The 23,822-nt window shown below is 73.7% G+C and carries 20 protein-coding genes; 17 read left to right on the top strand and 3 right to left on the bottom strand.

Going from position 1 to position 23,822, the window contains the following annotated elements:
* Positions 1 to 139 precede the first annotated feature (139 nt).
* The 4 genes from ABZ951_RS29775 (at position 140) to ABZ951_RS29760 (ending at position 5,535) form a co-directional block, all read left to right on the top strand.
* A complete protein-coding gene (locus tag ABZ951_RS29775; RefSeq protein WP_344091476.1) occupies positions 140 to 1,363 on the top strand; it encodes a bifunctional adenosylcobinamide kinase/adenosylcobinamide-phosphate guanylyltransferase in 1,224 nt (407 codons plus the stop codon).
* A gap of 534 nt (positions 1,364 to 1,897) precedes the next feature.
* Positions 1,898 to 2,944, top strand: a complete 1,047-nt coding sequence (locus tag ABZ951_RS29770; protein ID WP_344091474.1) for a nicotinate-nucleotide--dimethylbenzimidazole phosphoribosyltransferase — start codon at positions 1,898 to 1,900, stop codon at positions 2,942 to 2,944.
* A 99-nt stretch (positions 2,945 to 3,043) separates the two neighbouring features.
* Complete coding sequence (locus ABZ951_RS29765; protein WP_344091471.1) at positions 3,044 to 4,810, top strand: phosphatidylglycerol lysyltransferase domain-containing protein; 1,767 nt, start codon at positions 3,044 to 3,046, stop codon at positions 4,808 to 4,810.
* Complete coding sequence (locus ABZ951_RS29760) at positions 4,807 to 5,535, top strand: hypothetical protein (RefSeq protein ID WP_344091592.1); 729 nt, start codon at positions 4,807 to 4,809, stop codon at positions 5,533 to 5,535. Before ABZ951_RS29765 ends, ABZ951_RS29760 begins: the two co-directional genes overlap by 4 nt.
* Here the strand turns inward: ABZ951_RS29760 and ABZ951_RS29755 are convergent.
* The gene (locus ABZ951_RS29755) at positions 5,502 to 6,239 is read right to left on the bottom strand and encodes a hypothetical protein (protein WP_344091469.1); all 738 of its coding nucleotides are present in this window, start codon (positions 6,237 to 6,239) and stop codon (positions 5,502 to 5,504) included. The two genes, ABZ951_RS29760 and ABZ951_RS29755, sit on opposite strands and share 34 nt — an antisense overlap.
* Before the next feature lie 71 nt (positions 6,240 to 6,310).
* Between ABZ951_RS29755 and ABZ951_RS29750 the strand changes: the two genes are divergently transcribed.
* From ABZ951_RS29750 to ABZ951_RS29725, 6 genes are all read left to right on the top strand, one after another.
* Positions 6,311 to 7,120, top strand: a complete 810-nt coding sequence (locus ABZ951_RS29750; RefSeq protein WP_361281174.1) for an adenosylcobinamide-GDP ribazoletransferase — start codon at positions 6,311 to 6,313, stop codon at positions 7,118 to 7,120.
* Between the two features lie 156 nt (positions 7,121 to 7,276).
* Positions 7,277 to 8,794, top strand: coding sequence for a leucyl aminopeptidase (locus ABZ951_RS29745; protein WP_344091464.1), 1,518 nt, complete (start codon positions 7,277 to 7,279; stop codon positions 8,792 to 8,794).
* A 309-nt stretch (positions 8,795 to 9,103) separates the two neighbouring features.
* Positions 9,104 to 10,492, top strand: a complete 1,389-nt coding sequence (lpdA, locus tag ABZ951_RS29740) for a dihydrolipoyl dehydrogenase (protein WP_344091461.1) — start codon at positions 9,104 to 9,106, stop codon at positions 10,490 to 10,492.
* A 48-nt stretch (positions 10,493 to 10,540) separates the two neighbouring features.
* Positions 10,541 to 12,334, top strand: coding sequence for a 2-oxoglutarate dehydrogenase, E2 component, dihydrolipoamide succinyltransferase (sucB, locus tag ABZ951_RS29735; RefSeq protein ID WP_361281170.1), 1,794 nt, complete (start codon positions 10,541 to 10,543; stop codon positions 12,332 to 12,334).
* Between the two features lie 141 nt (positions 12,335 to 12,475).
* On the top strand, positions 12,476 to 13,099 hold the full coding sequence (locus ABZ951_RS29730; RefSeq protein ID WP_344089722.1) for a GntR family transcriptional regulator: 624 nt from the start codon (positions 12,476 to 12,478) through the stop codon (positions 13,097 to 13,099).
* 299 nt (positions 13,100 to 13,398) lie between these two features.
* Positions 13,399 to 14,364 carry a WYL domain-containing protein gene (locus tag ABZ951_RS29725; protein WP_344089721.1) on the top strand — a complete coding sequence of 322 codons (966 nt, stop codon included), beginning with the start codon at positions 13,399 to 13,401 and terminating at the stop codon, positions 14,362 to 14,364.
* 205 nt (positions 14,365 to 14,569) lie between these two features.
* On the opposite strand, the gene ABZ951_RS29720 is transcribed toward ABZ951_RS29725, so the two are convergent.
* Entirely contained in the window at positions 14,570 to 15,517 is a 948-nt protein-coding gene (locus tag ABZ951_RS29720; RefSeq protein ID WP_344089720.1) for an SDR family oxidoreductase, read from the bottom strand.
* Between the two features lie 198 nt (positions 15,518 to 15,715).
* On the opposite strand from ABZ951_RS29720, the gene ABZ951_RS29715 reads away from it, so the two are divergent.
* From ABZ951_RS29715 to ABZ951_RS29705, 3 genes are all read left to right on the top strand, one after another.
* Positions 15,716 to 16,234 carry a DUF4240 domain-containing protein gene (locus tag ABZ951_RS29715; RefSeq protein WP_344089719.1) on the top strand — a complete coding sequence of 173 codons (519 nt, stop codon included), beginning with the start codon at positions 15,716 to 15,718 and terminating at the stop codon, positions 16,232 to 16,234.
* Positions 16,235 to 16,277: 43 nt separating this feature from the next.
* Positions 16,278 to 17,186 carry a TIGR01777 family oxidoreductase gene (locus tag ABZ951_RS29710; RefSeq protein WP_344089718.1) on the top strand — a complete coding sequence of 303 codons (909 nt, stop codon included), beginning with the start codon at positions 16,278 to 16,280 and terminating at the stop codon, positions 17,184 to 17,186.
* A gap of 173 nt (positions 17,187 to 17,359) precedes the next feature.
* Positions 17,360 to 18,691 carry an NAD(P)/FAD-dependent oxidoreductase gene (locus tag ABZ951_RS29705; RefSeq protein WP_344089717.1) on the top strand — a complete coding sequence of 444 codons (1,332 nt, stop codon included), beginning with the start codon at positions 17,360 to 17,362 and terminating at the stop codon, positions 18,689 to 18,691.
* A 237-nt stretch (positions 18,692 to 18,928) separates the two neighbouring features.
* Here the strand turns inward: ABZ951_RS29705 and ABZ951_RS29700 are convergent, their stop codons facing one another.
* Positions 18,929 to 20,380 (bottom strand): regulator, encoded by a 1,452-nt coding sequence (locus tag ABZ951_RS29700; RefSeq protein WP_344089729.1) that lies wholly within the window; start codon positions 20,378 to 20,380, stop codon positions 18,929 to 18,931.
* Positions 20,381 to 20,658: 278 nt separating this feature from the next.
* On the opposite strand from ABZ951_RS29700, the gene lipB reads away from it, so the two are divergent.
* The 4 genes from lipB to ABZ951_RS29680 all read left to right on the top strand — a co-directional run bounded on the left by lipB (position 20,659) and on the right by ABZ951_RS29680 (position 23,732).
* Positions 20,659 to 21,459 carry a lipoyl(octanoyl) transferase LipB gene (gene lipB / locus ABZ951_RS29695; RefSeq protein ID WP_344089715.1) on the top strand — a complete coding sequence of 267 codons (801 nt, stop codon included), beginning with the start codon at positions 20,659 to 20,661 and terminating at the stop codon, positions 21,457 to 21,459.
* Positions 21,460 to 21,600: 141 nt separating this feature from the next.
* Complete coding sequence (lipA, locus tag ABZ951_RS29690) at positions 21,601 to 22,566, top strand: lipoyl synthase (protein WP_344089713.1); 966 nt, start codon at positions 21,601 to 21,603, stop codon at positions 22,564 to 22,566.
* Between the two features lie 227 nt (positions 22,567 to 22,793).
* The gene (locus ABZ951_RS29685) at positions 22,794 to 23,042 is read left to right on the top strand and encodes a hypothetical protein (protein WP_344089712.1); all 249 of its coding nucleotides are present in this window, start codon (positions 22,794 to 22,796) and stop codon (positions 23,040 to 23,042) included.
* A gap of 9 nt (positions 23,043 to 23,051) precedes the next feature.
* Positions 23,052 to 23,732: a DUF4191 domain-containing protein gene (locus tag ABZ951_RS29680; RefSeq protein WP_344089711.1), complete on the top strand. Its 681-nt coding sequence runs from the start codon at positions 23,052 to 23,054 to the stop codon at positions 23,730 to 23,732.
* Positions 23,733 to 23,822: the final 90 nt, after the last annotated feature.

Here is a 23,822-nt window from a genome sequence, read left to right as displayed (position 1 = left end):
GGCGACCGGGGGGGGGGGGGTGGGTCCGGGGGGGCCCCCCCCCACCCCCCCCCCGTCCGGGGGCACCTCCCAGCGGTAGCTGGGGGAGAAAGGGTGAGCCCGGCGCGCCCGCCGTGCGCGGACGCGAGACGATCAGTGCGTGGAACTCACTCTCCTCGGCACCGGAGCCCCCGAAGGGCTGCCGCGCCCCGGCTGTCCCTGCGCCCGCTGTGCCGTCGCCGTCGGCGACGGCACCCGGGCCGCGACCGCGCTGCTCATCGACGGGGCGCTGCTCCTGGACCTGACCCCGGGGCCGGCGTTCGCCGCCGCCCGCGCGGGGCGGTCGATCGGCGGGGTGCGGCAGGTGCTGCTCTCGCACCCGCACGACGGTCCGGCCGTCGAGCTCCCGGCGGGCCTGCCCGCGCCGGGGCGGGTGCCCGACGGGCGCGAGCTGTCGCTCATCAGCGGACACCGGGTGCGGGCGGTCGCCCTCGACGCGCCGGGCACCGGCTACGAGGTGACGGCCCCCGAAGGCGAACGGCTGCTGTACCTGCCGCCCGGCGCGGCACCGGCCGGGCTGGCGGGCAACTCCGGGCACGCGGGGGACGCCGGCGCCCCCGGCCCGTACGACATGGTGCTGCTCGACGTCCTGGGGCGGCCGGACGCGCTGGCCCGGCTGCGGGCCTCCGGTGCCGTCGGGGCGACGACGGACGTCATCGGCGTCCACCTCGGCCACGACGCGCCCCCCGGCGAGGAGCTGCGGCGCCGGCTCGCGGCGGCGGGCGCGCGGGCCGTGCCGGACGGCGCGGCCCTGCTCGTCGGCGACTACCACGCCGTGCCGGACCTGCCCCGGCGCACGCTGGTGCTGGGCGGCGCCCGGTCCGGCAAGTCGGTGGAGGCCGAGCGGCGGCTGGAGTCCTTCCCCGACGTCCTCTACGTCGCCACCGGCGGGACGCGCGAGGGCGACCCGGAATGGGCGGCGCGGGTGGCCCTGCACCGCGAGCGCCGGCCCGGCTCCTGGCGGACCGTCGAGACCTGTGACCTGATCCCCCTGCTGACGGCCGACGGCCCGCCCCTTCTGATCGACTGCCTCGCGCTGTGGCTGACGGACGCGATGGACTCCGTCGGGGCGTGGACGGACGAGACCTGGGACGACGGCGGCGCGGCGGCCCTGGCCGAGCGGGTGGACGCCCTGGTGGCGGCGGTGCGCGGCACCCGGCGCACGGTGGTGGCGGTGAGCAACGAGGTGGGCTCGGGGGTCGTCCCGGCAACGGCGTCGGGCCGCCGCTTCCGCGACGCGCTCGGCCGGCTGAACGCGCGGCTCGCCGGGGAGTGCGAGCACGTGCTGCTGGTGGTGGCGGGCCAGGCGGTGCCGTTGCGTTAGCCGGCGGTTCGCCTTGGCGCTGCGCGCTTGGCGGGTTCGCCGTGCCGCTGCGCGGCCGGCTTCGTCGTCGTCGGGCGGGCGTCTGCGTTGCGGCTGACGGCCCGCCGTGGGCAAGCCTCGCCGCTGCGCGGCGCACGGCTTGTCCTCAAACTCCCCCAGCTACCGCTGGGAGGTGCCCCCGGACGGGCTGGATTGGCCGGACGGTCCGTCCTTCGCTGTCCGCCTCCAGCCCGTCCGGCGTCTGGGGCCGGCACTCCAGGGCCGCGCGCCCCCACCTCACCCCGGCCACCGCCGCAAGGTACCCCGCGCCCCCGAACAGGCTCGTTTCCAGCCCGTCCGGCGCTTGAGGACAAAACCTCACAGCCCCCGCGCGCCCCGGCCGTCCCCGGAAGGCATGCCCGAGCGCGCCGCTCCTCAGCCCGTCCGGCGGCTGAGGACGGCACCCCGGCCCGGGCCGGTCCGCGAGCAGGACACCGCAGCGAGGGACCCGCAGCCGTACGGGTAGGGGCAGCCGCTGCGGGTAGGGTTCGACCGATGAGCGGTCTGAATCTTGATGATTTCGCCACACTGATCGAGCGGCCCGACCCCGGGATCCGGCGGGACGCCGAGGAGCGGCGGGAGCGGGTCGGGCCCCGGCCCGGGGCGCTGGGGCGGCTGGACGAGCTCGGCGAGTGGCTCGCCGCGGCGCAGGGCGGCGTGCCGGTGAAGCCGGTCGAGCGGGTCACCGCCCTGCTGTTCGCCGGCGACCACGGCGTCGCACAGCTGGGCGTGTCCGCCGGGCCGGCGGGCGGTGCGGCGGAGCTCGTGCGGGCCGCCCTGGCCGGGGAGAGCCCCGCCGCGGTGCTGGCCCGGCGGTTCGGCGCGCGGCTGCGCGTCGTCGACATGTCCGTGGACTGCGACCCGGCCGAGCTCCCCGAGGACGTCACCCGGCACCGGGTCCGGCGCGGTTCGGGCCGGATCGACGTCGAGGACGCGCTGACCGCCGAGGAGGCGGAGACGGCCTTCCGCGCCGGCATGGCCATCGCGGACGAGGAGGCGGACTCCGGCACGGATCTGGTGGTCCTCGGCGACCTCAGCGTCGGCGGCACCACCGCCGCCGGGACCCTGGTCGGCGCTCTGTGCGGCACGGACGCGTCGGTGGTGACCGGCCGCGGCGGCGCGGGCATCGACGACCTCGCCTGGATGCGCAAGTGCGCCGCGATCCGGGACGCCCTGCGGCGCGCCCGGCCGGTCCTCGGCGACCAGCTGCAACTGCTGGCGGCCAGCGGCGGCGCGGACCTCACCGCCGCCACCGGTTTCCTGCTGCAGAGCGCGGTGCGCCGCACGCCCGTCATCCTCGACGGAGCCGTCTCGGCGGCGTGCGCCCTGGTCGCGCAGCGCGTGGCGTTCCGGGCGCCGGACTGGTGGCTGGCCGGGCAGGCCAGCGGCGACCCGGCGCAGGCGAAGGCGCTGGACCGGATCGCGCTCAACCCTTTGCTCGATCACGGCGTCACAGTGGGCGAGGGGACAGGGGCGCTGCTCGCACTGCCATTGGTGCAGGCGGCCGCGGCCCTGGCGGCGGAGCTTCCCGAGCGCTCCTGAGGACACCTGGTCCCGGGTGGCCTCGGGGCGGACCCCCGGCCGGACGGCCGGGGCGTTCCGGGCTCCCGCCGCGGATCGCGCCCCATATGATCACTTTTCATGGGAGAAGTCCGAGTGACTCCGGATGAAGGTGCGCAGCGTGGCCTCCGGCCACGGCGCGCCGCCGCTTTCGCCGTGTGGTACCTGCGCGTCGTCACGTTCGTCAATCTGCTCGGCGCGGTATGGGTGTCGTTCGGCGCGGACATCCGGCGGCACAACGTCGAGGAATTCTTCACCCCGTACCTGCTGACGGCGGGCTTCGCGTCGGCCCTGTGGTCGCTGGTCATGGCGGTCACCCTGCGCCGGCGCAAGCGCGCGTCGTGGATCCTCAACCTGGTGCTGGCGGGGCTGCTCCTGCTGCTCCTGGCGTCCGCGATGTTCTACCGGGAGTTCAACCAGCACGCGCTGAACTGGTTCTCCCTGGTGGCGACCGCGCTGTTCGTGGCCGCCCTGCTGGTGGGGCGGCGGGAGTTCTACGCCAAGGGCGACCGCGCCAACCCGAAGCTGGCCTCCCTCGTCGCGGCCGGCGGGCTGCTCGTCACCTCGCTGACCGCCGCCCTGCTGGTGACGGTCACCAACGACGCCGGCGACGCCTACCGCTCCACCTTCCTGGACCGGTGGCACTACGGATTCATGCGGCTGATCAGCCTGGCCGCCGACGACAGCGGCTACCCGGGCATCGACATCCCCGGCTGGGTCGACGTCTTCATCAACGTGATGAGCACGTTCCTGCTGCTCGCCGTGGTGTACGCGGCGTTCCGGGCCCGGCGGGCCACCGACCCGCTGACGCCCGAGGACGAGGAGCGGCTGCGCGCCCTGCTGGAGCGGCACGGCGACCGCGACTCACTCGGCTACTTCGCGCTGCGCCGCGAGAAGAGCGTCATCTGGTCCCCCAGCGGCAAGGCCGCCGTCACCTACCGCGTCGTCGGCGGGGTCTCCCTGGCCTCCGGCGACCCCCTGGGCGACCCCGAGGCGTGGCCCGGGGCCATCGAGCCGTGGCTGACCGAGGCCCGCGAGCACGGCTGGATCCCCGCCGTGATGGGCGCGAGCGAGGAGGCCGGCACCATCTACGCCCGGCACGGCCTGGACGCCCTGGAGATCGGCGACGAGGCGATCGTGGACACCGCCGAGTTCACCCTGGAGGGGCGGGCGATGCGGACGGTGCGCCAGGCGTTCAACCGCGTCAAGCGCGCCGGTTACACCGTGCGGATCCGGCGGCACGAGGACATCCCCGAGGAGGAGATGGCCGAGCTGCTGCGCCGCGCCGACGACTGGCGCGACGGGGCGACCGAGCGCGGCTTCTCCATGGCCCTGGGCCGGCTCGGCGACCCGGCCGACGGCCGCTGCGTGATGCTGGAGTGCCACGACGGCAAGGGCGAGCTGCGGGCGGTGCTGAGCTTCGTGCCGTGGGGGCCCGAGGGCCTGTCGCTGGATCTGATGCGGCGCGACCGGGACTCCGAGAACGGCCTGATGGAGTTCATGGTCATCGAGTTGCTCCAGCAGGCCAAGGGGCTGGGCATCACCCAGGTGTCGCTGAACTTCGCGATGTTCCGCTCGGTCTTCGAGCGGGGCGCCAGGCTGGGCGCAGGCCCGGTGCTGCGCCTGTGGCGCTCGCTGCTCAGCTTCTTCTCCCGCTGGTGGCAGATCGAGTCCCTCTACCGGGCAAATGCGAAGTACCGCCCGATCTGGGAACCTCGTTTCATGCTGTTCGAGAAGAGCAGTGATCTGCTGCGCATCGGCATCGCGAGCGCCCGGGCCGAGGGCTTCCTCGAAGCGCCCGGCCTGCCCAAGTGGCTCAACCGCAAGCACTTGGCGAGCCGGCGGTGAACCGGGCGGCGCTGCGTCGCGCCGCGCGCACGGAGTGGGGTCCGCTCGCCGGGACCGTCCGGCATGCGCTCGTCCGCCGGAGGTTCCGGGCGATCCCGATGACCCTCTCGGCCGTTGCCCTGACCTCGGCCTTCCAGATCGTCCAGAACCAGCCCTGGGGCTTCGAGCCGGTGCAGAAGCTGGGGTCGGTGCAGGCCCAGCTGCCCTGGTGGCTGGCGCTGCTGCGGACCCCGCTCTCGCTGTTCGTCCCCGCGCTGGACCTGCCCGTGTGGGGAGCCCTGGCGCAGGTCCTGCTGGTCTTCGGCGTCGCGGAGATCTGCCTGGGCCGGTGGCGGACGCTGGCCATCGCCTACGTCGCCACCCTCGCCGGGACGATGTACGCGCGGCTGGCGATCCACATAGGGCCCGACTCCCCCTTCGGCCTGCCGGCGGAGGCCGCCAAGGTCGTCGACACCGGCCCGTCGGCGGCCGTGGTGGGGCTCGCGGTGTATGTGGCGTGGCGCTACCGAGCGTGGCTGACCTGCGCGTTCGTGGTCGTGGCGATGGTGGTGGAGGTGTTCGTCAAGCCGAACCTGGCGGGCAAGGAGCACGTGGCGGCCGTGGCGGCGATGCTGGCGCTGTGCGTCGCGGACGAGGTGCGCAGGCGGCGCGAGCCCCGGCGGGACGCCCACCGGGCGGGCCCCCGGGGCGGTCAGCGGTCGGGGGCGCCGGCCAGCAGGTCGTGAACCTTGTTGCGGGCCGCCTCCCACCGGGCGTCGTGGCGGTAGGCGCGCATCCGCGCCTTGCGGCGGGCCCGGGGGCGGTGGCGGTAGAAGCGCCGCGCCCACGGCGAGTTGGGGCGGGCGAGCCGCACGGCGCCCACGAGCGCCACGAGCGGCACCACGCAGCCGATCACGGCCAAGCGGGGCTTGCCCTTGGCCAGGGCGAAGAGGGCGATGAGGAAGTTGACGAGGAAGTTGGTCACCACGATGCTGCGGTTCTTCAGCTCGCCGGGGGTCAGCTCGTTGACCCCGAACGGCAGGAAGCCGGAGAGCATCAGGCCCACCAGGGCCGCCGTCAGCACCACTATCTCGACGCTCTTGCGGCCCTGCTCGGTCCAGTAGACGTCGTCCAGGTGGAGGACGAGCGCGAACTCGTCCAGCACCAGGCCCGCGCCGGTGCCGAACAGCACCGCCGACGCCGCGGCCCCGAAGCCGTGCCGCCCCGAGCCGACCGCGCCGAAGCCACCGATCACCATCAGCACCACCCCGGGCACCACATGGTGCACGTGTATCCCGCCGGGGCTGATGTTGCGGAAGGGGCCTTTGCCCGCGCGGATGAGACGGGTGATGACCCGGGTGACCAGAAAGGTCAGGACGAACGCGGCCAGCGCGAGCAACAGGGGCAGCTTGCCCGGCTCGACGATGTTGCGGCCCCACCACTGACCCATGGAACTCCGTCCCCGAAAAGGCGTCTCACCTGCAACCTACTGCCCGCGGCCACCGGGATAGGGTGCCCGCGATGACCGACACGCCTCCCGCCGGTGCCACCCCCGGCGCCTCCCCGGGCGACGCGCTCCGCTTCGCCTTCGGCACCCTGACCGCGCTGCCCGTGCGCCTCACCCGCTGGGACCGGCCCGCGGCCCGCGGCGGCATGCTCGCGGCGCCGCTCGCCGGGCTCGTCGTGGGCGGGTGCGCGGGCGCGGCCGGCGCCCTCCTCCTGCTGCTGGGCTCGGGGCCGCTGCTCGCGGCCGTGGCCTCGGTCGCGCTCCCCGCGGCCCTCACCCGGGGGCTCCACCTGGACGGCCTCGCGGACGTCGCCGACGGGCTCGGCAGCGCCAAGCCCGCCGACGCCGCCCTGCGGATCATGAAGCAGTCCGACATCGGCCCGTTCGGCGTCGTCACCCTGCTGCTGGTCCTCCTCGCGCAGGTCGCGGCCCTCGCCGAGCTCTACGCGGACGGAGCGGCACCCGGCGCCCTCGCGGCGGTCACGGCGGCGCTCGCCGCCCGGTGTTCCCTGACCCTGGCCTGCCGGGCGGGGGTGCCGCCGGCCCGGCCCGAGGGCCTGGGGGCGGCCGTGGCCGGCGCCGTCCCGGTGCGGGCCGCCCTGGCGGTGGCGGCCCTGACCACCGCCGCGGCGGCCGGTACCGGTGCGCCCTTCGGGGCGTACGGGGCGGCACACACGGCCGTGGCGGCGCTGCTCGCCCTCCTGGCCGGGGAACTGCTGCTGCGGCACTGCGTGCGGCGGTTCGGCGGGGTGACCGGGGACGTCTTCGGCTCCCTGGCGGAGACCTCGGCGACCGCCGCCCTGGTCGCCCTCGCTCTCGGCTGAAAGCCGGATGGGGGCATTCCGCCTGCATCCGGCGCTACGTTGGGGTCGGACCCGAGCCCTTTGGCCCGGTATCCGGCGGCATACGATGCCCAGGGTGCGGCCGGCCCACCCACCCATCGGCCGAGCAAATCCAACGGAAGTAGGGACCCCACCACCGTGTCTGCTCTGACTCTCAGCACTTCCAGTGCGGCGACGCTGCGCGCGGACGCCGTCGTCGTCGGTGTGGCGAAGGGCCCGAAGGGCCCCGTCCTCGCACCCGGCGCCGAAGCCGTGGACAAGGCGTTCGACGGCAAGCTCGCAGGCGTCCTGGAGACCCTCGGCGCCACCGGCGGCGAGGGCGAGACGACCAAGCTCCCCGCACCGTCCGGGCTCAAGGCCCCGGTCGTGCTGGCGGTCGGCCTCGGTGACGCCCCGGCGAAGGACGAGGGCTTCGACCACGAGGCGCTGCGCCGTGCCGCGGGCTCCGCGGCCCGCGCGCTGACGGGCACCAAGAAGGCCGGGTTCGCCCTGCCCGTCGAGGACGCCGCGGCCGCCGCCGCCGTCGCGGAGGGCGCGCTCCTGGGCGCGTACACCTACCGCCCCGAGGGCGCCGAGAAGGCCGGTGACGCGAAGCGGGCCCCGCTGGCCGAGATCGCGCTGCTGGGCACCAAGCCCCGCGACAAGGCGTTCAAGGCCGCCGCCGAGCGCGCCGCCGTCCTCGCCGAGGAGGTCAACCGCGCCCGCGACCTCACCAACCTCCCGCCCAACGACCTCACCCCGAGGTCCTTCGCCGCCGCGGCCCAGGCCGCCGGCAAGCAGCACGGCCTCAAGGTCGAGGTGCTGGACGAGAAGGCGCTGCTCAAGGGCGGCTTCGGCGGGATCATGGGCGTCGGCCAGGGCTCGGCCAACCCGCCGCGCCTGGTGCGCATCGCGTACACCCACCCCAAGGCGGAGAAGACGCTCGCCCTGGTCGGCAAGGGCATCACCTACGACTCGGGCGGCATCTCCCTGAAGCCGGCCGGCCACAACGAGACGATGAAGTGCGACATGGCCGGCGCCGCCGCCGTGTTCGGCGCGGTCGTGGCCGCCGCCCGGCTCGGGGTGCGCGTCAACGTCACCGGCTGGCTGGCCCTCGCGGAGAACATGCCCTCCGGCAGCGCCACCCGCCCCGGCGACGTGCTGCGGATGTACGGCGGCAAGACCGTCGAGGTCCTCAACACCGACGCCGAGGGCCGGCTGGTCCTGGGCGACGCCCTGGTCCGCGCCTCGGAGGAGAACCCCGACGCGATCGTGGACGTCGCCACTCTGACGGGTGCCATGGTGCTCGCGCTCGGCAATCGCACGTTCGGCGTGCTGGGCAACGACGACGCGTTCCGCACCGCGCTGTACGAGATCGCCGAGGAGGTCGGCGAGCAGGCGTGGCCGATGCCGCTCCCCGCCGAGCTGCGCAAGGGCATGGACTCCCCCGTCGCCGACCTCGCGAACATGGGCGAGCGGATGGGCGGCGGCCTGGTCGCCGGCCTGTTCCTGAAGGAGTTCGTGGGCGAGGGCATCACCTGGGCGCACCTGGACATCGCGGGTCCGGCCTTCCACGAGAGCGCCCCCTACGGCTACACCCCCAAGGGCGGCACCGGCTCGGCGGTCCGCACCCTGCTCCGCCTGGCGGAGCACACCGCCGCGGGCGACCTCGGCTGATCAGCTCGCACGTGCGCACGATCTGTACGGTCCCGGGTGGTTCGCCCCAGGTCACCCGGGACCGCGCGGCATCCGTTCGCCCGTAACGAAATCCGCATGATCGTACGCACGAGTAACCCCTGAAGGTGACGCATCAGTCGTCCCACAGCCCGGCCCGGCGTCCCGCCGTCCGTCAACAAGTGCGAAGATGTTGTCTCGGCAGGACAGGGCCCCACTTGACCCAGGGCCGAAGTAAAAGCGGCCGAACAACAGCCGCCGCCCGGTCATCGACGACCGGCTCCGGCGTATTCCATGCATGGAGGACGTGACGTGGCGAACGACGCCAGCACCGTTTTCGACCTAGTGATCCTCGGAGGCGGTAGCGGCGGTTACGCCGCTGCCCTGCGCGGAGCGCAGCTGGGTCTGGACGTCGCTCTGATCGAGAAGAACAAGCTCGGCGGCACCTGCCTGCACAACGGCTGCATCCCCGCCAAGGCGCTGCTGCACGCCGGCGAGATCGCGGACCAGGCTCGCGAGGCCGGCCAGTTCGGTGTGAAGGCCACCTTCGAGGGCATCGACATGGCGGCCGTCCACAAGTACAAGGACGACGTCATCGCCGGCCTGTACAAGGGCCTGCAGGGCCTGATCGCCTCCCGCAAGGTGACCCACATCCAGGGCGAGGGCCGCCTGTCGTCCCCGACCTCGGTGGACGTGAACGGTCAGCGCATCCAGGGCCGCCACGTCCTGCTGGCGACCGGCTCCGTGCCGAAGTCGCTGCCGGGCCTGGAGATCGACGGCGACCGCATCATCTCCTCGGACCACGGCCTGTTCCTGGACCGCGTGCCGAAGTCCGCGATCGTGCTGGGCGGCGGCGTCATCGGCGTCGAGTTCGCCTCCGCGTGGAAGTCCTTCGGGACCGACGTGACCATCGTCGAGGGCCTCAAGCACCTCGTCCCGGTCGAGGACGAGAACAGCTCCAAGCTGCTGGAGCGCGCCTTCCGCAAGCGCGGCATCAACTTCTCGCTCGGCGCCTTCTTCGAGAAGGCCGAGTACACCGCCGACGGCGTCAAGGTCACCCTCGCCAACGGCAAGGAGTTCGAGGCCGAGATCCTGCTCGTCGCCATCGGCCGCGGCCCGGTCTCGCAGGGCCTGGGCTACGAGGAGCAGGGCGTCGCGATGGACCGCGGCTTCGTCCTGGTCGACGAGTACATGCAGACCAACGTGCCGACCATCTCGGCCGTCGGTGACCTCGTCCCGACGCTCCAGCTCGCGCACGTCGGCTACTCCGAGGGCATCCTGGTAGCGGAGCGACTGGCCGGCCTGAAGCCCGTGCCGATCGACTACGACGGCGTGCCCCGGGTGACGTACTGCCACCCCGAGGTCGCCTCCGTGGGCATCACCGAGGCCAAGGCCAAGGAGATCTACGGCGCGGACAAGGTCGTCGCTCTGAAGTACAACCTCGCGGGCAACGGCAAGAGCAAGATCCTCAAGACCGGTGGCGAGATCAAGCTCGTCCAGGTCAAGGACGGTGCCGTCGTCGGCGTCCACATGGTCGGTGACCGTATGGGTGAGCAGGTCGGCGAAGCCCAGCTGATCTACAACTGGGAGGCGCTGCCGGCCGAGGTCGCCCAGCTCGTCCACGCGCACCCCACGCAGAGCGAGGCGCTCGGCGAGGCCCACATGGCCCTGGCCGGAAAGCCGCTGCACGCGCACGACTAGTCCCGAGCGCACCACCATCCGCACTACTCGTAAGGAGCAACCGCAACCATGGCGGTTTCCGTAACACTGCCGGCGCTCGGCGAGAGCGTGTCCGAGGGCACCGTCACCCGCTGGCTCAAGGCCGAGGGTGAGCGCGTCGAGGCCGACGAGCCGCTGCTCGAGGTCTCCACCGACAAGGTCGACACCGAGATCCCGGCCCCCGTGTCCGGCGTCCTCGCGTCCATCAAGGTCGCCGAGGACGAGACGGTCGAGGTCGGCGCCGAGCTGGCCGTCATCGACGACGGCTCCGGCGCGCCCGCCGCCGAGGCTCCGGCCGCCACCGAGGCCCCCGCCGAGCAGGCTCCGGCCGCTCCGGCCCCGGCCGCCGAGGCGCCCGCCGCCCCCGCCGCCCCCGCCGAGGAGGCCCCCGCGGCCGCCCCCGCCGGTGGCTCCGAGGGCACCCCGGTCGTGCTCCCCGCGCTGGGCGAGTCCGTCACCGAGGGCACCGTCACCCGCTGGCTCAAGGAGGTCGGCGAGAGCGTCGACGTCGACGAGCCGCTGCTCGAGGTCTCCACCGACAAGGTCGACACCGAGATCCCGGCCCCGGTCGCGGGCGTCCTGCTCGAGATCCTGGTCGCCGAGGACGAGTCCGCCGAGGTCGGCGCCAAGCTCGCCGTCATCGGCGCCGCGGGTGCCGCTCCGGCCGCGCCCGCCGCCCCGGCCGCCCCGGCTCCGGCCGAGGCCCCGAAGCAGGAGGCCCCGAAGCAGGAGGCCCCGGCCCCGCAGGCGCCGACGACCCCGGCCCCGCAGCAGGTCACCACGCCCGCTCCGGACCCGGTCCCGTCCGCCCCCGTGCCCGCCCCGGCCCCGGCTCCGGCCGCTCCGGCCCCGGTCACCCCGGCGCCGGCCCCGGCCGCCGCCGCGGCGACGGACGGCGCGTACGTCACGCCGCTGGTGCGCAAGCTCGCCGCCGAGAACGGTGTGAACCTGGCGACCGTCCAGGGCACCGGCGTCGGTGGCCGCATCCGCAAGCAGGACGTCATCACCGCCGCCGAGGCCGCCAAGGCCGCCGCCGCTGCCCCGGCCGCCGCGGCGCCCGCCGCCGCCGCGCCGAAGGCCGCCGCCGTCGAGGCGTCGCCGCTGCGCGGCCAGACGGTGAAGATGACCCGCATGCGCAAGGTCATCGGCGAGAACATGATGAAGGCGCTGCACGGTCAGGCGCAGCTGACCTCCGTGGTCGAGGTGGACATCACCAAGATCATGCGGATGCGCAACAAGGCCAAGGACGCCTTCGCCGCCCGTGAGGGCGTCAAGCTGTCCCCGATGCCGTTCTTCGTCAAGGCCGCCGTCCAGGCGCTGAAGGCCCACCCGGTCGTCAACGCCCGGATCAACGACGACGAGGGCACCATCACCTACTTCGACTCCGAGAACGTCGGCATCGCCGTCGACTCGGAGAAGGGCCTGATGACCCCGGTCATCAAGGGTGCGGGTGACCTCAACATCGCGGGCATCTCCAAGAAGACCGCGGAGCTCGCGGGCAAGGTCCGCTCGGGCAAGATCAGCCCGGACGACCTGGCCGGCGCGACCTTCACGATCAGCAACACCGGCTCGCGCGGTGCGCTGTTCGACACGGTCATCGTGCCCCCGAACCAGGTCGGCATCCTCGGTATCGGTGCGACCGTCAAGCGCCCGGTGGTCATCAACCACCCGGAGCTCGGCGAGACCATCGCCATCCGTGACATGACGTACCTGGCGCTCTCCTACGACCACCGTCTGGTGGACGGCGCCGACGCGGCCCGTTACCTGACCACGGTCAAGCAGCTGCTGGAGGCCGCCGAGTTCGAGGCCGAGCTCGGCCTCTGAGCCTCGTCCCCGTGAGGCAGCACGCCTGCGAAGGGCGCGGCCCCGGCTCCGTATCCGTACGGGCCGGGGCCGCGCCCTTTGCGCTGCCCCCGGCACCGGAATAATGGCGTCCTGTCCCGCTCGCCCCGCTAAGGAGCACCCATGGCCACACCCGTCGTGCACTCGCTGCGCGAGCAGATCCGCGAGCACATCCTCGAAGGGATCGTCGGCGGGCGCTGGCAGCCGGGCGAGCGGATCGTGGAGCGGCGCATCGCGGCCGAGCTCGCCGTGAGCCAGACGCCGGTGCGCGAGGCGCTGCGCGAGCTGGAATCGCTGCGGCTGATCGAGTCCTCGCCCAACAAGGGCGTGCGGGTCCGCGAGCTCACCGCCACGGACCTCAAGGAGAGCTACCCCGTGCGGGCCGGGCTGGAGCAGGTGGCCGCCGAGCTGGCCGCGCCGGTCCTCGCCGGGGACGTCTCGGCGCTGGAGCCCGCGGTGGCCGCGCTGTACACCGCGGACCGCTCCGGTGACGGGGAGGCGCAGGTGCGGCACACGGTGGCCTTCCACCGCGAGATCGTCAAAGCCTCGGGCAACGCCGTGCTGCTGCACACCTGGGAGTCGCTGGGCATCGAGGTGTGGACGACGCTGTCGATCCGCTGGCTGAGCCCGGAGCCCCGGGCGCACGCGGAGGACCACGCGGAGATCGTGGCCGCGTTCCGGCGGCGCGACCCGCGCATCGGCGAGCTCCTGAAGACCCACGTGCTCAGCTGCGCGCCCCGGATCTGACCCCGGTCCGCCTGCCGTCGGCGAAGTTTTCCGCTTTTCCGCCGCCCGGGATTGATCGATCATCGATCACGGGCGTATCGTCTCCGCGGGGCCTTGAGCGTCCCGTCCATCCGGTCCTGCCGGTTCGAGCCATGTCATGCCGCCCTGTCCTGTGAGCACGGCGTGGTTCGGCGGTGAGGGCAGGACTCCGTGCGTCATCCATTGCCCTGGCCGGCGCGCGGGGTCCTGTCGTCGCCGAGGGGCCCGGAGCGAAGCCCTTCGCCGGCGCTGGTGCCGTCGGCGCTGGGCATGATGGACGCATGCGCGCAGCCCGTCTGATCAAACTGGTGCTGCTGCTCCAGTCGCGGACCTCGATGACGGGGTCCGAGCTGGCCCGGCAGCTGGAAGTCTCGGAGCGCACGGTCGCCCGGGACGTACTCGCCCTGTCCGAAGCGGGGATCCCCGTCTACGCGGACCGCGGCCGCTCCGGGGGCTACCGCCTCATCGGCGGCTACCGCACACGCCTCACCGGCCTCGGGCGCACTGAGGCCGAGACGCTGTTCCTGTCCGGTGTGCCGTCCGCGCTGCGCGAGATGGGCCTCGCCGACGCCGCCTCCGCCGCCCGGCTCAAGGTCTCGGCGGCCCTGCTCCCCGAGTTCGGCGACGCCTCCGCGAGCGCGGCCCAGCGCTTCCACCTGGACGCTCCCGGCTGGTGGCAGCGGGCCGACCCGCCCGAGCTGCTGCCCGCGGTCGCCGACGCGGTGTGGGACGACCGCCGGCTGACCGCCCGGTACCGCCGCGGGGAGACCGAGGTCGAACGCGATCTGGAGCCGTACGGGCTCGTCCTGAAGGCCGGCGTCTGGTACCTGGCGGCCCGCGCCGAGGGGGACTTCCGGGTCTACCGGGTGGACCGCTTCACCGCCGTGGCGGCGGGCGAGGAGCGCTTCTCGCGGACGGAGGAGTTCGACCTGCCGGAGTTCTGGGAGCGGCGGGCGGCGGAGTTCGCCCGGTCGATCCTGCGCGAGCGGGTCGTGGCGCGCCTGACGCCCGAGGGTGTCCAGCGGCTGCCGCACGTCACCGACCGGACGGCGGCGCTGGAGGCGGTCGAGGCGGCCGGACCGCCGGACGGGGAGGGCCGGACCACCGTGTCCCTGCCCGTGGAGACGCTGGAGGTGGCGTACGCGCAGTTGCTCGCGCTCGGCCCGGAGGCGGAGATCCTCCAGCCGCCGGAGCTGCGCGAACGGTTCGCCGGGGCCGCGATGCGGGGAGCAGCGCTGTACGGCTGAGCACCCCGCTGGACGTCGGCGCGTCATCTGCGGGTGCGTTGCGGCTGGTCGCGCGGTTCCCCGCGCCCCTTCGGGCACGGCTGAACCGCACAGGACTTCGCCGAGCCCGCTCAGGCGGCAGTCCACGCCGTGGGACAGCCGGCCTCAGCGGCGCCACGCCGGGGCGGGCCGCCGGGCCCGCGCACAGGTCCTCCCGGGCCCCCGGCTACCGGTAGTCCTCCACGTTCGCCTCCTTGCCGCCGAAGACGACGTCCTCGAAGTAGCGCCAGCAGTCCGGCCGCGAGCCGTCCGCGTCGGTGAAGCCGTAGACCCTGGCCAGCTCGCCGCTGGAGACGGACCGCCCGTTCCAGCGGGCCTTGTCCGGGTCGGCCGCGACGGCCGCCGCGGCCCGGCCGATGAACACCGGGGACTCGGCGATGGCGAAGTGCGGAACCTCGGCCACCGCGTCCCGCCAGGTCTCCTCGGTGACGCCGTAGTGCTCCAGCATCGCCTCCGAGCGCAGGTATCCCGGCGTCAGCGCCAGGGCCGTGCCGCCGTACTCCTTCAGCTCGTGGGCGAGGCCGAACGCCATCCGGATCGGCCCGTACTTCGCGAGGTCGAACAGCAGGTTCTCGCGGTACGTCCGGTTGGACTCCTCCGTGCCGTCGGTGATCTCCAGCACCAGTCCCCCGGGCCGGCGGATCAGCAGGGGAAGCGCGCGATGGCTGGTGATGGCGTGGGTCTCCATGGAGAGCCGCAGCATCCGCAAGCCCTTGTCGAGGTCCGTCTCCCAGAACTTCGTGCCGAACTCGATCAGGTGGTCACCGCCCCAGACGTCGTTGACGAGGACGTCGAGCCGCCCCTGCTCGCGGTCGATGCGCTCCACGAGCGCGTCGACCTGCGCGGGGTCCAGGTGGTCGGTGGGCACGGCGATGCCGGTGCCGCCCGCCGCGGTCACCAGTTCGGCGGTCTCCTCGATGGTCTCGCTCCGGCCGACCTCGCTGCGGTGCTCTCGGGTGGTGCGCCCGCTCGCGTAGACGACGGCCCCGGCCCGGCCCAGTTCGACGGCCATGGCCCGGCCCGCGCCCCGGGTCGCGCCGGCGACGAGCGCCACCTTCCCCGCCAGCGGCCCGGCCTGCGCGCCCGCGGTTCCCGTTGCCCTGCTTGTCTCCACGTCTGCCCTCTCCTCCGGATCCCTCGGATCCCTGAGCCGCTCGGTACCTCTTCGACCCTGTCAGCCAATCCCGACATCTGCTGTCCGGATTACTTCCGGATCCGGCCGGGTCCCCGTCCGGCTACGCGCGGGTAACGACACGGCGGCATCCCTCCCGCTCCGCGTGCGGGGCGCGGCCGCCTGCCCGATGCTGGTCCCGTGGACGAGACGGAGTTCTGGGAGCTGATCGACAGCTCCCGCGAGGCCGCCGAGGGCGACGCCGAGGAGCAGGCCGACGCGCTGGTCGAACGGCTGATGCAGCTCGACCCCGAACGCGTGGTGGACTTCGCCCGGCACTTCGAGGCCCGCTACAACCGCGCCTACCTGTGGGAGCTGTGGGGCGCGGCCGCCGTGCTGCTGAACGGGGCGAGCGACGACGTCTTCGACTACTTCCGCTGCTGGCTCATCGGCCAGGGCCGGGAGGTCTTCGAGGGCGCGGTCCACGACCCCGACCAGCTCGCCGAGCTCCTGGAGGACTTCGACGACGAGGTCGACGGCGACGGCGAGGACCTGGGCTACGCGGCCGACGAGGCGTACGAACAGCTGACCGGCGCCGAGACCCCGGACCTGGGGCTGCCGCCCCCGCCCCGGGAGCCCGAGGGCACCCCCTTCGACCCGGAGGACGACGAGGCGCTCGCGGAGCGCTTCCCCCGGCTGTGGGACCGCTTCCGGGAATGAGGGCCGGTAAGGCTCCGGCATACGGGCCCCCGGCCGGGGCAGGATGGGCGGCATGCGGATCGCGATCACCGGCTCGACCGGGCTCATCGGCACGGCGCTCGTGCGCTCCCTGACGGCGGACGGCCACAGCGTCGTACGCCTGGTGCGCCGCCCCGCCCGGAGCCGGGGCGAGGTCTCCTGGGACCCGGAGCGGCAGTGGGTCGACACCGGCGGCCTCGCCGGGTGCGAGGCCGTGGTGCACCTGGCGGGCGCGCCCATCGGCGGCCACCGCTGGACCGCCGCCTACAAGAAGGAGATCCGCGACAGCCGGGTCCTGGGCACCGCCGCCGTCGCCGAAGCCCTGGCCTCCCTCGATGCCCCGCCGCGCGTCCTGGTCAGCGGCAGCGCGATCGGCATCTACGGGGACACCGGCGACCGCCCCGCCGACGAGAGCACGCCACCGGGCCACGGCTTCCTCGCGGACGTCTGCCAGGAGTGGGAGGAGGCCGCCGCGCCCGCGGCCGAGGCGGGGGTGCGGACCGTCCACGCGCGCACCGGGCTGGTCGTGGCCCGCGGCGGCGGAGCCTGGGCGAAGCTCTTCCCGCTGTTCCGGCTGGGCCTGGGCGGGCGGCTCGGCGACGGGCGCCAGTACTGGAGCTTCATCGCCCTGGACGACCACATCGCCGCGCTGCGCCACCTCCTGGATTCCGGTGACGTGAGCGGGCCGGTCAATCTGACGGCACCGCATCCGGTCACCAACCGCGAGATGACCGCCGTCATGGGGCGCGTGCTGCGCCGGCCGACGCTCTTCCCCGCCCCCGCGCCCGCGCTCAAGCTGGCTCTGGGCGAGTTGGCCGGGGACGTCCTGGGCAGCCAGCGCGTTCTCCCGCGCCGGCTGCTGGACTCCGGCTTCTCCTTCGACTGCCCGACCGCCGAGAGCGCCGTACGCGCGGCGCTGGGGGAGCCGGGGTGACCCCGCCCGGGCCACCGGGCCGACGGCCGTGCGACCACCGTGCGACCGTGCTCTGTCCGTGCGCGACTGTTGTTGACCGATTTTCTCTCTACGGTCAAGGCAAATCGCGCATTGCCGCTGCCCGTTGAGGGCATCAGGCCCCCGAGCGAGCGGACCGATCCCCAGGAGGGCACGTGCTCAGCAGCGCACGCGAGACCGCACACGACGCCGACGTCGTCATCGTGGGGGCCGGCCTGGCCGGGCTCTCCGCGGCGCACCGGCTCACGGCCGCCGGGGTAACGGTCACCGTCCTGGAGGCCGCCCCTTACGTCGGTGGCCGGATGACCACCGACCGGATCGACGACTTCCGCCTCGACCGCACCGCGCAGCTGCTCAACACCGCCTTCCCGGAACTGCTCCGCACCCCGGGGCTCGGCGGCCTCACCCTGCGCCCCTTCACCCCCGGGGTCCTCGTCCACGCCGACGGGCGCAACCAGCGCACCGGGGAGCCCCTCGGCGGCAAGCGCGCCTTCACCACCGCCCGCGCCTTCGCGACGGCCGCCCGGGCCTCCCGCACCGGCGGGCTCGACCAGGCCCGCCTGGGGACCGCCCTGGCCCGGCTCGCCGCCCTGCCGGCCCACCGGATCCTCGCCCGCCCGGACCGGCCCACCGCCGCCACCCTCACCGGCCGGGGCCTCCCCGCCCGCACGGTCGAGGGCTTCCTGCGGCCCCTGCTGGCGTCCCTGCTGTGCGACCCGGACCTCACCACGTCCAGCCGCTGCGCCGACCTCGTCCTGCGCGGCTACGCGCGCGGCCGCCTCTGTCTGCCGGCCGGCGGGGCGGACACCGTCCCCGAGCTGCTGGCGGCCCTGCTGCCACCCGGCACCGTCCGTACGGGCATCCACGCCAAGGCCGCCTGCACGACCTCCGTCGGCACCGCCGGGCACGGGGAGATCCGCTGCCGGTCGGTGGTCGTGGCCACCGGTGCCCGTGCCGCCGCCGAGCTGATCCCCGGCCTGCGGCTGCCGGACTTCCACCCCGTGACCGTCCTGCACCACACGGCCTCCGAGCCGCCGCTGCGCGAGGCGTCGCTGATCATCGCCGCCGGGGGGCGGGGGCCGGTCGCGCACACCATGGTCGCCAGCGAGGTCGACCCGTCCCGGGCGCCCGCCGGCCGGGCCCTGATCACCTCGACGGTGCTGGGCGCGGCGGCCGGGCTGCCCACGGCGGAGCTGGACCGGGCGGCCCGCGCCCAGCTGGCCCGCGTCTACGGCACGTCCACCGCGGGCTGGGACCTCCTCGGCGCGCACCACGACCCCGACGCGGTCCCGGCCATGCCGGCCCCCCACGACGTCCGGCGCCCGGTCCGGCTGCTGTCCGGCCTCTACGTATGCGGCGACCACCGTGACACCAGCACGGTGCAGGGGGCCCTGTTCTCGGGCCGCCGCGCGGCGCTGGCGGTCCTGCGGGACCTGGGCATCCGCGCACCGCACGCGGCGGAGACGGAGGAATTGCAGGCGGCGTAGTACGGGTTGCGCTCCGCGCCCCGCCGCCGGACGCCGGGTGCGTGATCTGCGGGCGCGTCGTGGCTGGTCGCGCAGTTCCCCGCGCCCCCTTGCGGCGCGGAGCCGCGCGGCTCCGTCGGCCCGGCCCCACGCCCCATGCCCCGCCGGGTGCGTCCCCTGCGGGTGCGCCGTGGCTCGTCGCGCAGTTCCCCGCGCCCCTTTGGGGCGCGGGGTCACCCCGCCGCGGCCCTGCGGCCGCTACAGCAGTGCCACCTTCTCCCGGTACCCGCGCACCGCCGCCGCGTCCCGGTACGGCTCCAGTCTGCGTTCGAAGTCGCGGACGTACTCCAGGGCCCGTACCGACCGCATCTCGGCGGCCTGTGCCGCCGCCTCCGCGCCCAGGGCGCACGCCTGCTCCAGCTCGCCCAGCCCCAGCCGCGCGGTGGCCAGCACCACCCGGCAGAAGAGCCTGCTGCGGGCGTAGGCGGCGCTGCGCAGTTGCAGGGACCGCTCGGCGTGCTGCGCCGCCGCCCGGTACTGCTGGAGGTCGCGGTGGCAGTGCCCGAACTCGTCCGCCAGCTGGGCCTCGTCGAAGAACCGCGCCCAGTACGGCACATCGTCGCCGGGCCGTGAGGTCTCCAGGGCCCGTTCCGCCCGGGCGAGCGACGCGGAGCAGGCCCGTACCTCGCCGAGGACGCCGTGGCCGCGCGCCTCGACCGCGTGGAGCAGCGACTGCACCACCGACGGCGCCCCGGACCCCACGCCCTGCTGGGCGACGCGGGCCAGCTGCACCGCCTCCCGGCCGTGCCCGAGGTACACCGCCTGCCGGCTCATGGTGATCAGCACGTAGCTGCCGTAGGAGCGGTCCCCGGCGGCTTGAGCGAGCCGCAGGGCCTGGACGAAGTAGCGCTGTGCCAGGCCGTGTGCCGCGATGTCGTACGAGGTCCACCCGGCGAGCCGGGTGAGGTCGGCGACGGCCGCGAAGAGCCGCCGCCCGGTGGCCTCCCCGTACGTGCCGCGCAGCATCGGCTCGGCCTCGTGCTCCAGGTAGCGCACCAGGGCCTGCCGGGCGTGGCCGCCCCCGTACGCGTGGTCGAGGGTGCGGAACAGCTCGCCCACCGACCGCAGCGCGGAGATGTCGCCCATCGAGACCCGGCCGCCGGGCCCGCGCTCGACGTGGCGCTGCCGGGGCGGGAGCCCGCGGGCCTGGACGGGCACCCGGGCCCCGCCCTCGGCGAGCGGGGCGGGGGCCGCGCCGCGCGCCACCCGTTCGTCGGCCCGGCCGATCAGCCAGTCCCGGCTGGGCACCACCAGCCCGGCCGGGGTGAAGGCGATCTTGCGCAGCTCGGTGTGGCTTCCGGAGTCCTTCCGCCACAGCCCGCTGACGATGTCAATGGCCTCTTCGGGTGAGGCGGCGAATTCCAGCCCGGCGTACACCGGCGCGCAGGCGTCCAGCCCGAGATCCTGCGCGGACAGCCGTCGTCCCAATCGGCGGGTGAAGACCTCGGCGATCAGCGCCGGCGTCGTCCCCCGCGGCTGCTGGCCGCGCAGCCAGCGGGTGACGGACGTCTTGTCGTAGCGCAGGTCGAGGCCGTGCTCCAGCCCTAATTGATCGACACGCCGAGCCAGCCCTGCGTTGGAGAAGCCGGCCTCCGCGATCAATGCGGCGAGCTGACGGTTGGGGATGCGCTGCGGGGGTCGTTCCGTCATCAGCCTGCCGGTCTCCCTGATCGCGTTGTGGAACGGCGCGAACTTAGCGTCGGCCAACGCCCCGATCGCGACCTTCGCCCCGCATTCATCCGATCGTGTGAGGACAGATCAAATAGGCATGGAAGAGGGTCCGGGCGCACCGGCCGCCTGCAGCGATGCCCCCGGACGGCCGTACAGTGGCAAGGGCGCGATAAGAGCGTTCGAAAACGCGTGAGATGCGGCTATATGCGCACCTCGCCGTTCGAGCAGGTTCGAAGAGGATGCGAAGAGGAGCCGCCGTGAGTGAGCTGCGCTTTGTCCACCTGGGCTTCGGGGCGGACGCCGTCGAGTATCAGGAGGCGTGGCAGGAGCAGCGGCGGGTCCACGCGAGCCGTTTCGCGGACGAGATCCCCGACACCTGCCTTCTGTTGGAGCACCCAGCGGTCTACACCGCGGGACGGCGCACGGAAGACCGTGAGCGCCCCCTGGACGGCACTCCCGTCGTCGACGTGGACCGCGGCGGGAAGATCACCTGGCACGGCCCGGGGCAGCTCGTCGGCTATCCGATCCTGAAGCTGCCGCGCCCGGTGGACGTCATCGCGCACGTCCGCCGGCTGGAGGAGGCCCTGATCCTCGCCTGCGCGGACTTCGGCCTGGAGACCACCCGGGTCGAGGGCCGCAGCGGGGTGTGGGTCCTCGGCGACCCGGTGGCCGAGCGCCCCGCGGCCGGCGGCCTCAGCCTGGACTTCGACCCGCGCCTGCACGACGAGGAGTTCGACCCCCGGCTCAACGGTCCGGAGTACGCGCCCTCCAACGCCGGCCAGCGCCGCGAGGACCGCAAGCTGGCGGCCATCGGCATCCGGATCGCCAAGGGCGTGACGATGCACGGCTTCGCCGTGAACTGTGATCCGGACAACACCTGGTTCGACCGGATCGTCCCGTGCGGCATCCGCGACGCGGGAGTGACCTCGCTCTCCAACGAGCTGGGCCGCCGGGTGTCCGTGGCCGAGGTGCTGCCCGTGGTGGAGAAGCGGCTGAGCGAGGTGCTGGAGTCGGCGGAGCCCTTGCCCCGGCAGGTCCCGGCCCCGGCCACCCCCTGAACCTGAGGTAACCCCGCAGGCTGTGGTGGCGCGGGTCGGGAATGGCCCCCTGCCTCCACAGGTTGGTCCGCACGTAAAGACGTACAAATATCGGGCGTACCCTGGTGTCCGCCGAAGAATCGAAGTCGTAGGGAGCCGGACGTGTCCGCTGTCGCACCCGACGGACGCAAGATGCTGCGCCTGGAGGTCCGGAACAGCCAGACCCCCATCGAGCGCAAGCCCGAGTGGATCAAGACCCGGGCGAAGATGGGCCCCGAGTACACCAAGATGCAGAACCTCGTGAAGAGCGAGGGCCTGCACACCGTGTGCCAGGAGGCCGGCTGTCCGAACATCTACGAATGCTGGGAGGACCGCGAGGCGACCTTCCTCATCGGCGGCGACCAGTGCACCCGGCGCTGTGACTTCTGCCAGATCGACACGGGCAAGCCGCAGGCGCTGGACCTCGACGAGCCGCGCCGCGTGGGCGAGTCCGTCGTCACGATGGACCTGAACTACGCCACCATCACGGGCGTCGCGCGCGACGACCTGGCGGACGGCGGCGCCTGGCTGTACGCGGAGACCGTGCGGCAGATCCACGCGATGACGGCGGAGCGCGAGGGCGGCCACACCAAGGTCGAGCTGCTGATCCCCGACTTCAACGCGGTGCCCGAGCAGCTGGCCGAGGTCTTCTCCGCGCGCCCCGAGGTCCTCGCGCACAACGTCGAGACCGTGCCGCGGATCTTCAAGCGCATCCGCCCCGGCTTCCGCTACGAGCGCTCGCTGGAGGTCATCACCAAGGCTCGTGAGGCGGGCCTGGTGACCAAGTCCAACCTCATCCTGGGCATGGGCGAGACCCGCGAGGAGGTCAGCGAGGCGCTGCGCGACCTGCACGAGGCGGGCTGCGAGCTGATCACCATCACCCAGTACCTGCGCCCCACGCCCCGGCACCACCCCGTCGAGCGCTGGGTGAAGCCGCAGGAGTTCGTGGAGCTCAAGGACGAGGCCGACGCGATCGGCTATTCCGGTGTGATGTCCGGGCCGCTGGTCCGCTCCTCGTACCGCGCGGGCCGGCTCTTCCAGCAGGCGATCGAGCGGCGCGGCGCGGCCGCCGCGGCGCAGGCGGTCTGAGCCCGCCCCCGCTCCGGCGCTGCTTTTCGACGCGGCCCGTACCGACCCTCCTCCCCGGCGGGCACGGTACGGGCCGCGTCAACGTTTCATAGATGTTTGACCGCGAGGTCATCCATTGGTAACACCGTTCAGTGACGATGGGTGTACGCACCGCATCAGCACCACCGCACCTCGCTCGACCCACCCCCCGCCGCCCTGCCACATTCCGCTTCCGAGGGGACACCGCCATGCAGGCCGCGCAGGTTCGCGCCTCTTCCGCTCCGCTCTCCGCACTGCCCGCCACCCTCTCCGTCCGGCCGCCGTCCGTCACGGACGCCCTGCGGGCTCTGGAGGGACTGCTGATGCGCGGTGGCCAGCGCACGGCCCGCCGGAACGCCTGGACCGCGGTGCTGGAGGACCGCCGCCGGGCCAAGGACCGGCGGGAGGCCCAGCACGTGCTGGAGGCCGTGGCCGCCCCCGGCCCGCAGGCCACGTAAACTGCGGTTATGGCGAGGAAGGAAACATCCGAGAACCCCGGGCGACTCAAGCAGATCGCCCTGACCTACAAGATGACCAAAAAGGTCGACTCGAAGGTCGGTCTTGTCGTCGCGGCTGTGGGAATCGTCACCTTCGGTGTCCTCCTCGCGATCGGCTTCTGGATCGATCACCCGGTCTACCTGGGCATCCTGGGCTTCCTGCTGGCCTTCCTCGCGATGGCGATCGTCTTCGGGCGCCGGGCCGAGCACGCCGCCTTCGGGCAGCTCGAAGGCCAGCCGGGCGCTGCCGCGGCGGTCCTGGAGAACGTCGGCCGAGGCTGGACCTCGACCCCGGCGGTCGCGATGAACCGCAGCCAGGACGTCGTGCACCGGGCGGTCGGCAAGGCCGGCATCGTGCTCGTCGCGGAGGGCAACCCCAACCGCGTCAAGAGCCTGCTGGCGGCCGAGAAGAAGCGCATGGCGCGGATCGTCGCCGATGTGCCGGTGCACGACATCCTCGTGGGTGACGGCGAGGGCCAGGTGCCGATCAAGAAGCTGCGCACGACGCTGATCAAGCTGCCCCGGGTGCTGCCGGGTGCGCAGGTGACGATCGTCAACGACCGGCTGCGCGCGCTGGGCGACCTGATGAGCAACATGCCGATCCCGAAGGGGCCGATGCCCAAGGGCATGCGGATGCCGAAGGGTCGCTGAGAACGGACGGATGCGCGAAGGCGGGCGGGTGACCCCGGAGGATTCCGCGCCCGGCGGACTCCCCTGGCCGGCAGCGGCGGCGGGGCGGGC

The organism is Streptomyces sp. NPDC046215 (genome assembly GCF_040646215.1).
In the GTDB taxonomy this organism is placed as follows: domain Bacteria; phylum Actinomycetota; class Actinomycetes; order Streptomycetales; family Streptomycetaceae; genus Streptomyces; species Streptomyces stramineus.
This window is presented reverse-complemented; position numbering and strand designations above follow the sequence as displayed.

What these genes read in the sequence shown, in the direction of transcription:
- ABZ951_RS29685 (WP_344089712.1), top strand. Translation starts at nt 22,794, where the DNA reads ATGCAGGCCGCGCAGGTTCGCGCCTCTTCCGCTCCGCTCTCCGCACTG.
- ABZ951_RS29730 (WP_344089722.1), top strand. Translation starts at nt 12,476, where the DNA reads ATGGCCACACCCGTCGTGCACTCGCTGCGCGAGCAGATCCGCGAGCAC.
- ABZ951_RS29750 (WP_361281174.1), top strand. Translation starts at nt 6,311, where the DNA reads ATGACCGACACGCCTCCCGCCGGTGCCACCCCCGGCGCCTCCCCGGGC.
- ABZ951_RS29765 (WP_344091471.1), top strand. Translation starts at nt 3,044, where the DNA reads ATGGGAGAAGTCCGAGTGACTCCGGATGAAGGTGCGCAGCGTGGCCTC.
- ABZ951_RS29710 (WP_344089718.1), top strand. Translation starts at nt 16,278, where the DNA reads ATGGGCGGCATGCGGATCGCGATCACCGGCTCGACCGGGCTCATCGGC.
- ABZ951_RS29725 (WP_344089721.1), top strand. Translation starts at nt 13,399, where the DNA reads ATGCGCGCAGCCCGTCTGATCAAACTGGTGCTGCTGCTCCAGTCGCGG.
- ABZ951_RS29700 (WP_344089729.1), bottom strand. Translation starts at nt 20,380, where the DNA reads ATGACGGAACGACCCCCGCAGCGCATCCCCAACCGTCAGCTCGCCGCA.
- ABZ951_RS29755 (WP_344091469.1), bottom strand. Translation starts at nt 6,239, where the DNA reads ATGGGTCAGTGGTGGGGCCGCAACATCGTCGAGCCGGGCAAGCTGCCC.
- ABZ951_RS29680 (WP_344089711.1), top strand. Translation starts at nt 23,052, where the DNA reads ATGGCGAGGAAGGAAACATCCGAGAACCCCGGGCGACTCAAGCAGATC.
- ABZ951_RS29770 (WP_344091474.1), top strand. Translation starts at nt 1,898, where the DNA reads ATGAGCGGTCTGAATCTTGATGATTTCGCCACACTGATCGAGCGGCCC.
- sucB (WP_361281170.1), top strand. Translation starts at nt 10,541, where the DNA reads ATGGCGGTTTCCGTAACACTGCCGGCGCTCGGCGAGAGCGTGTCCGAG.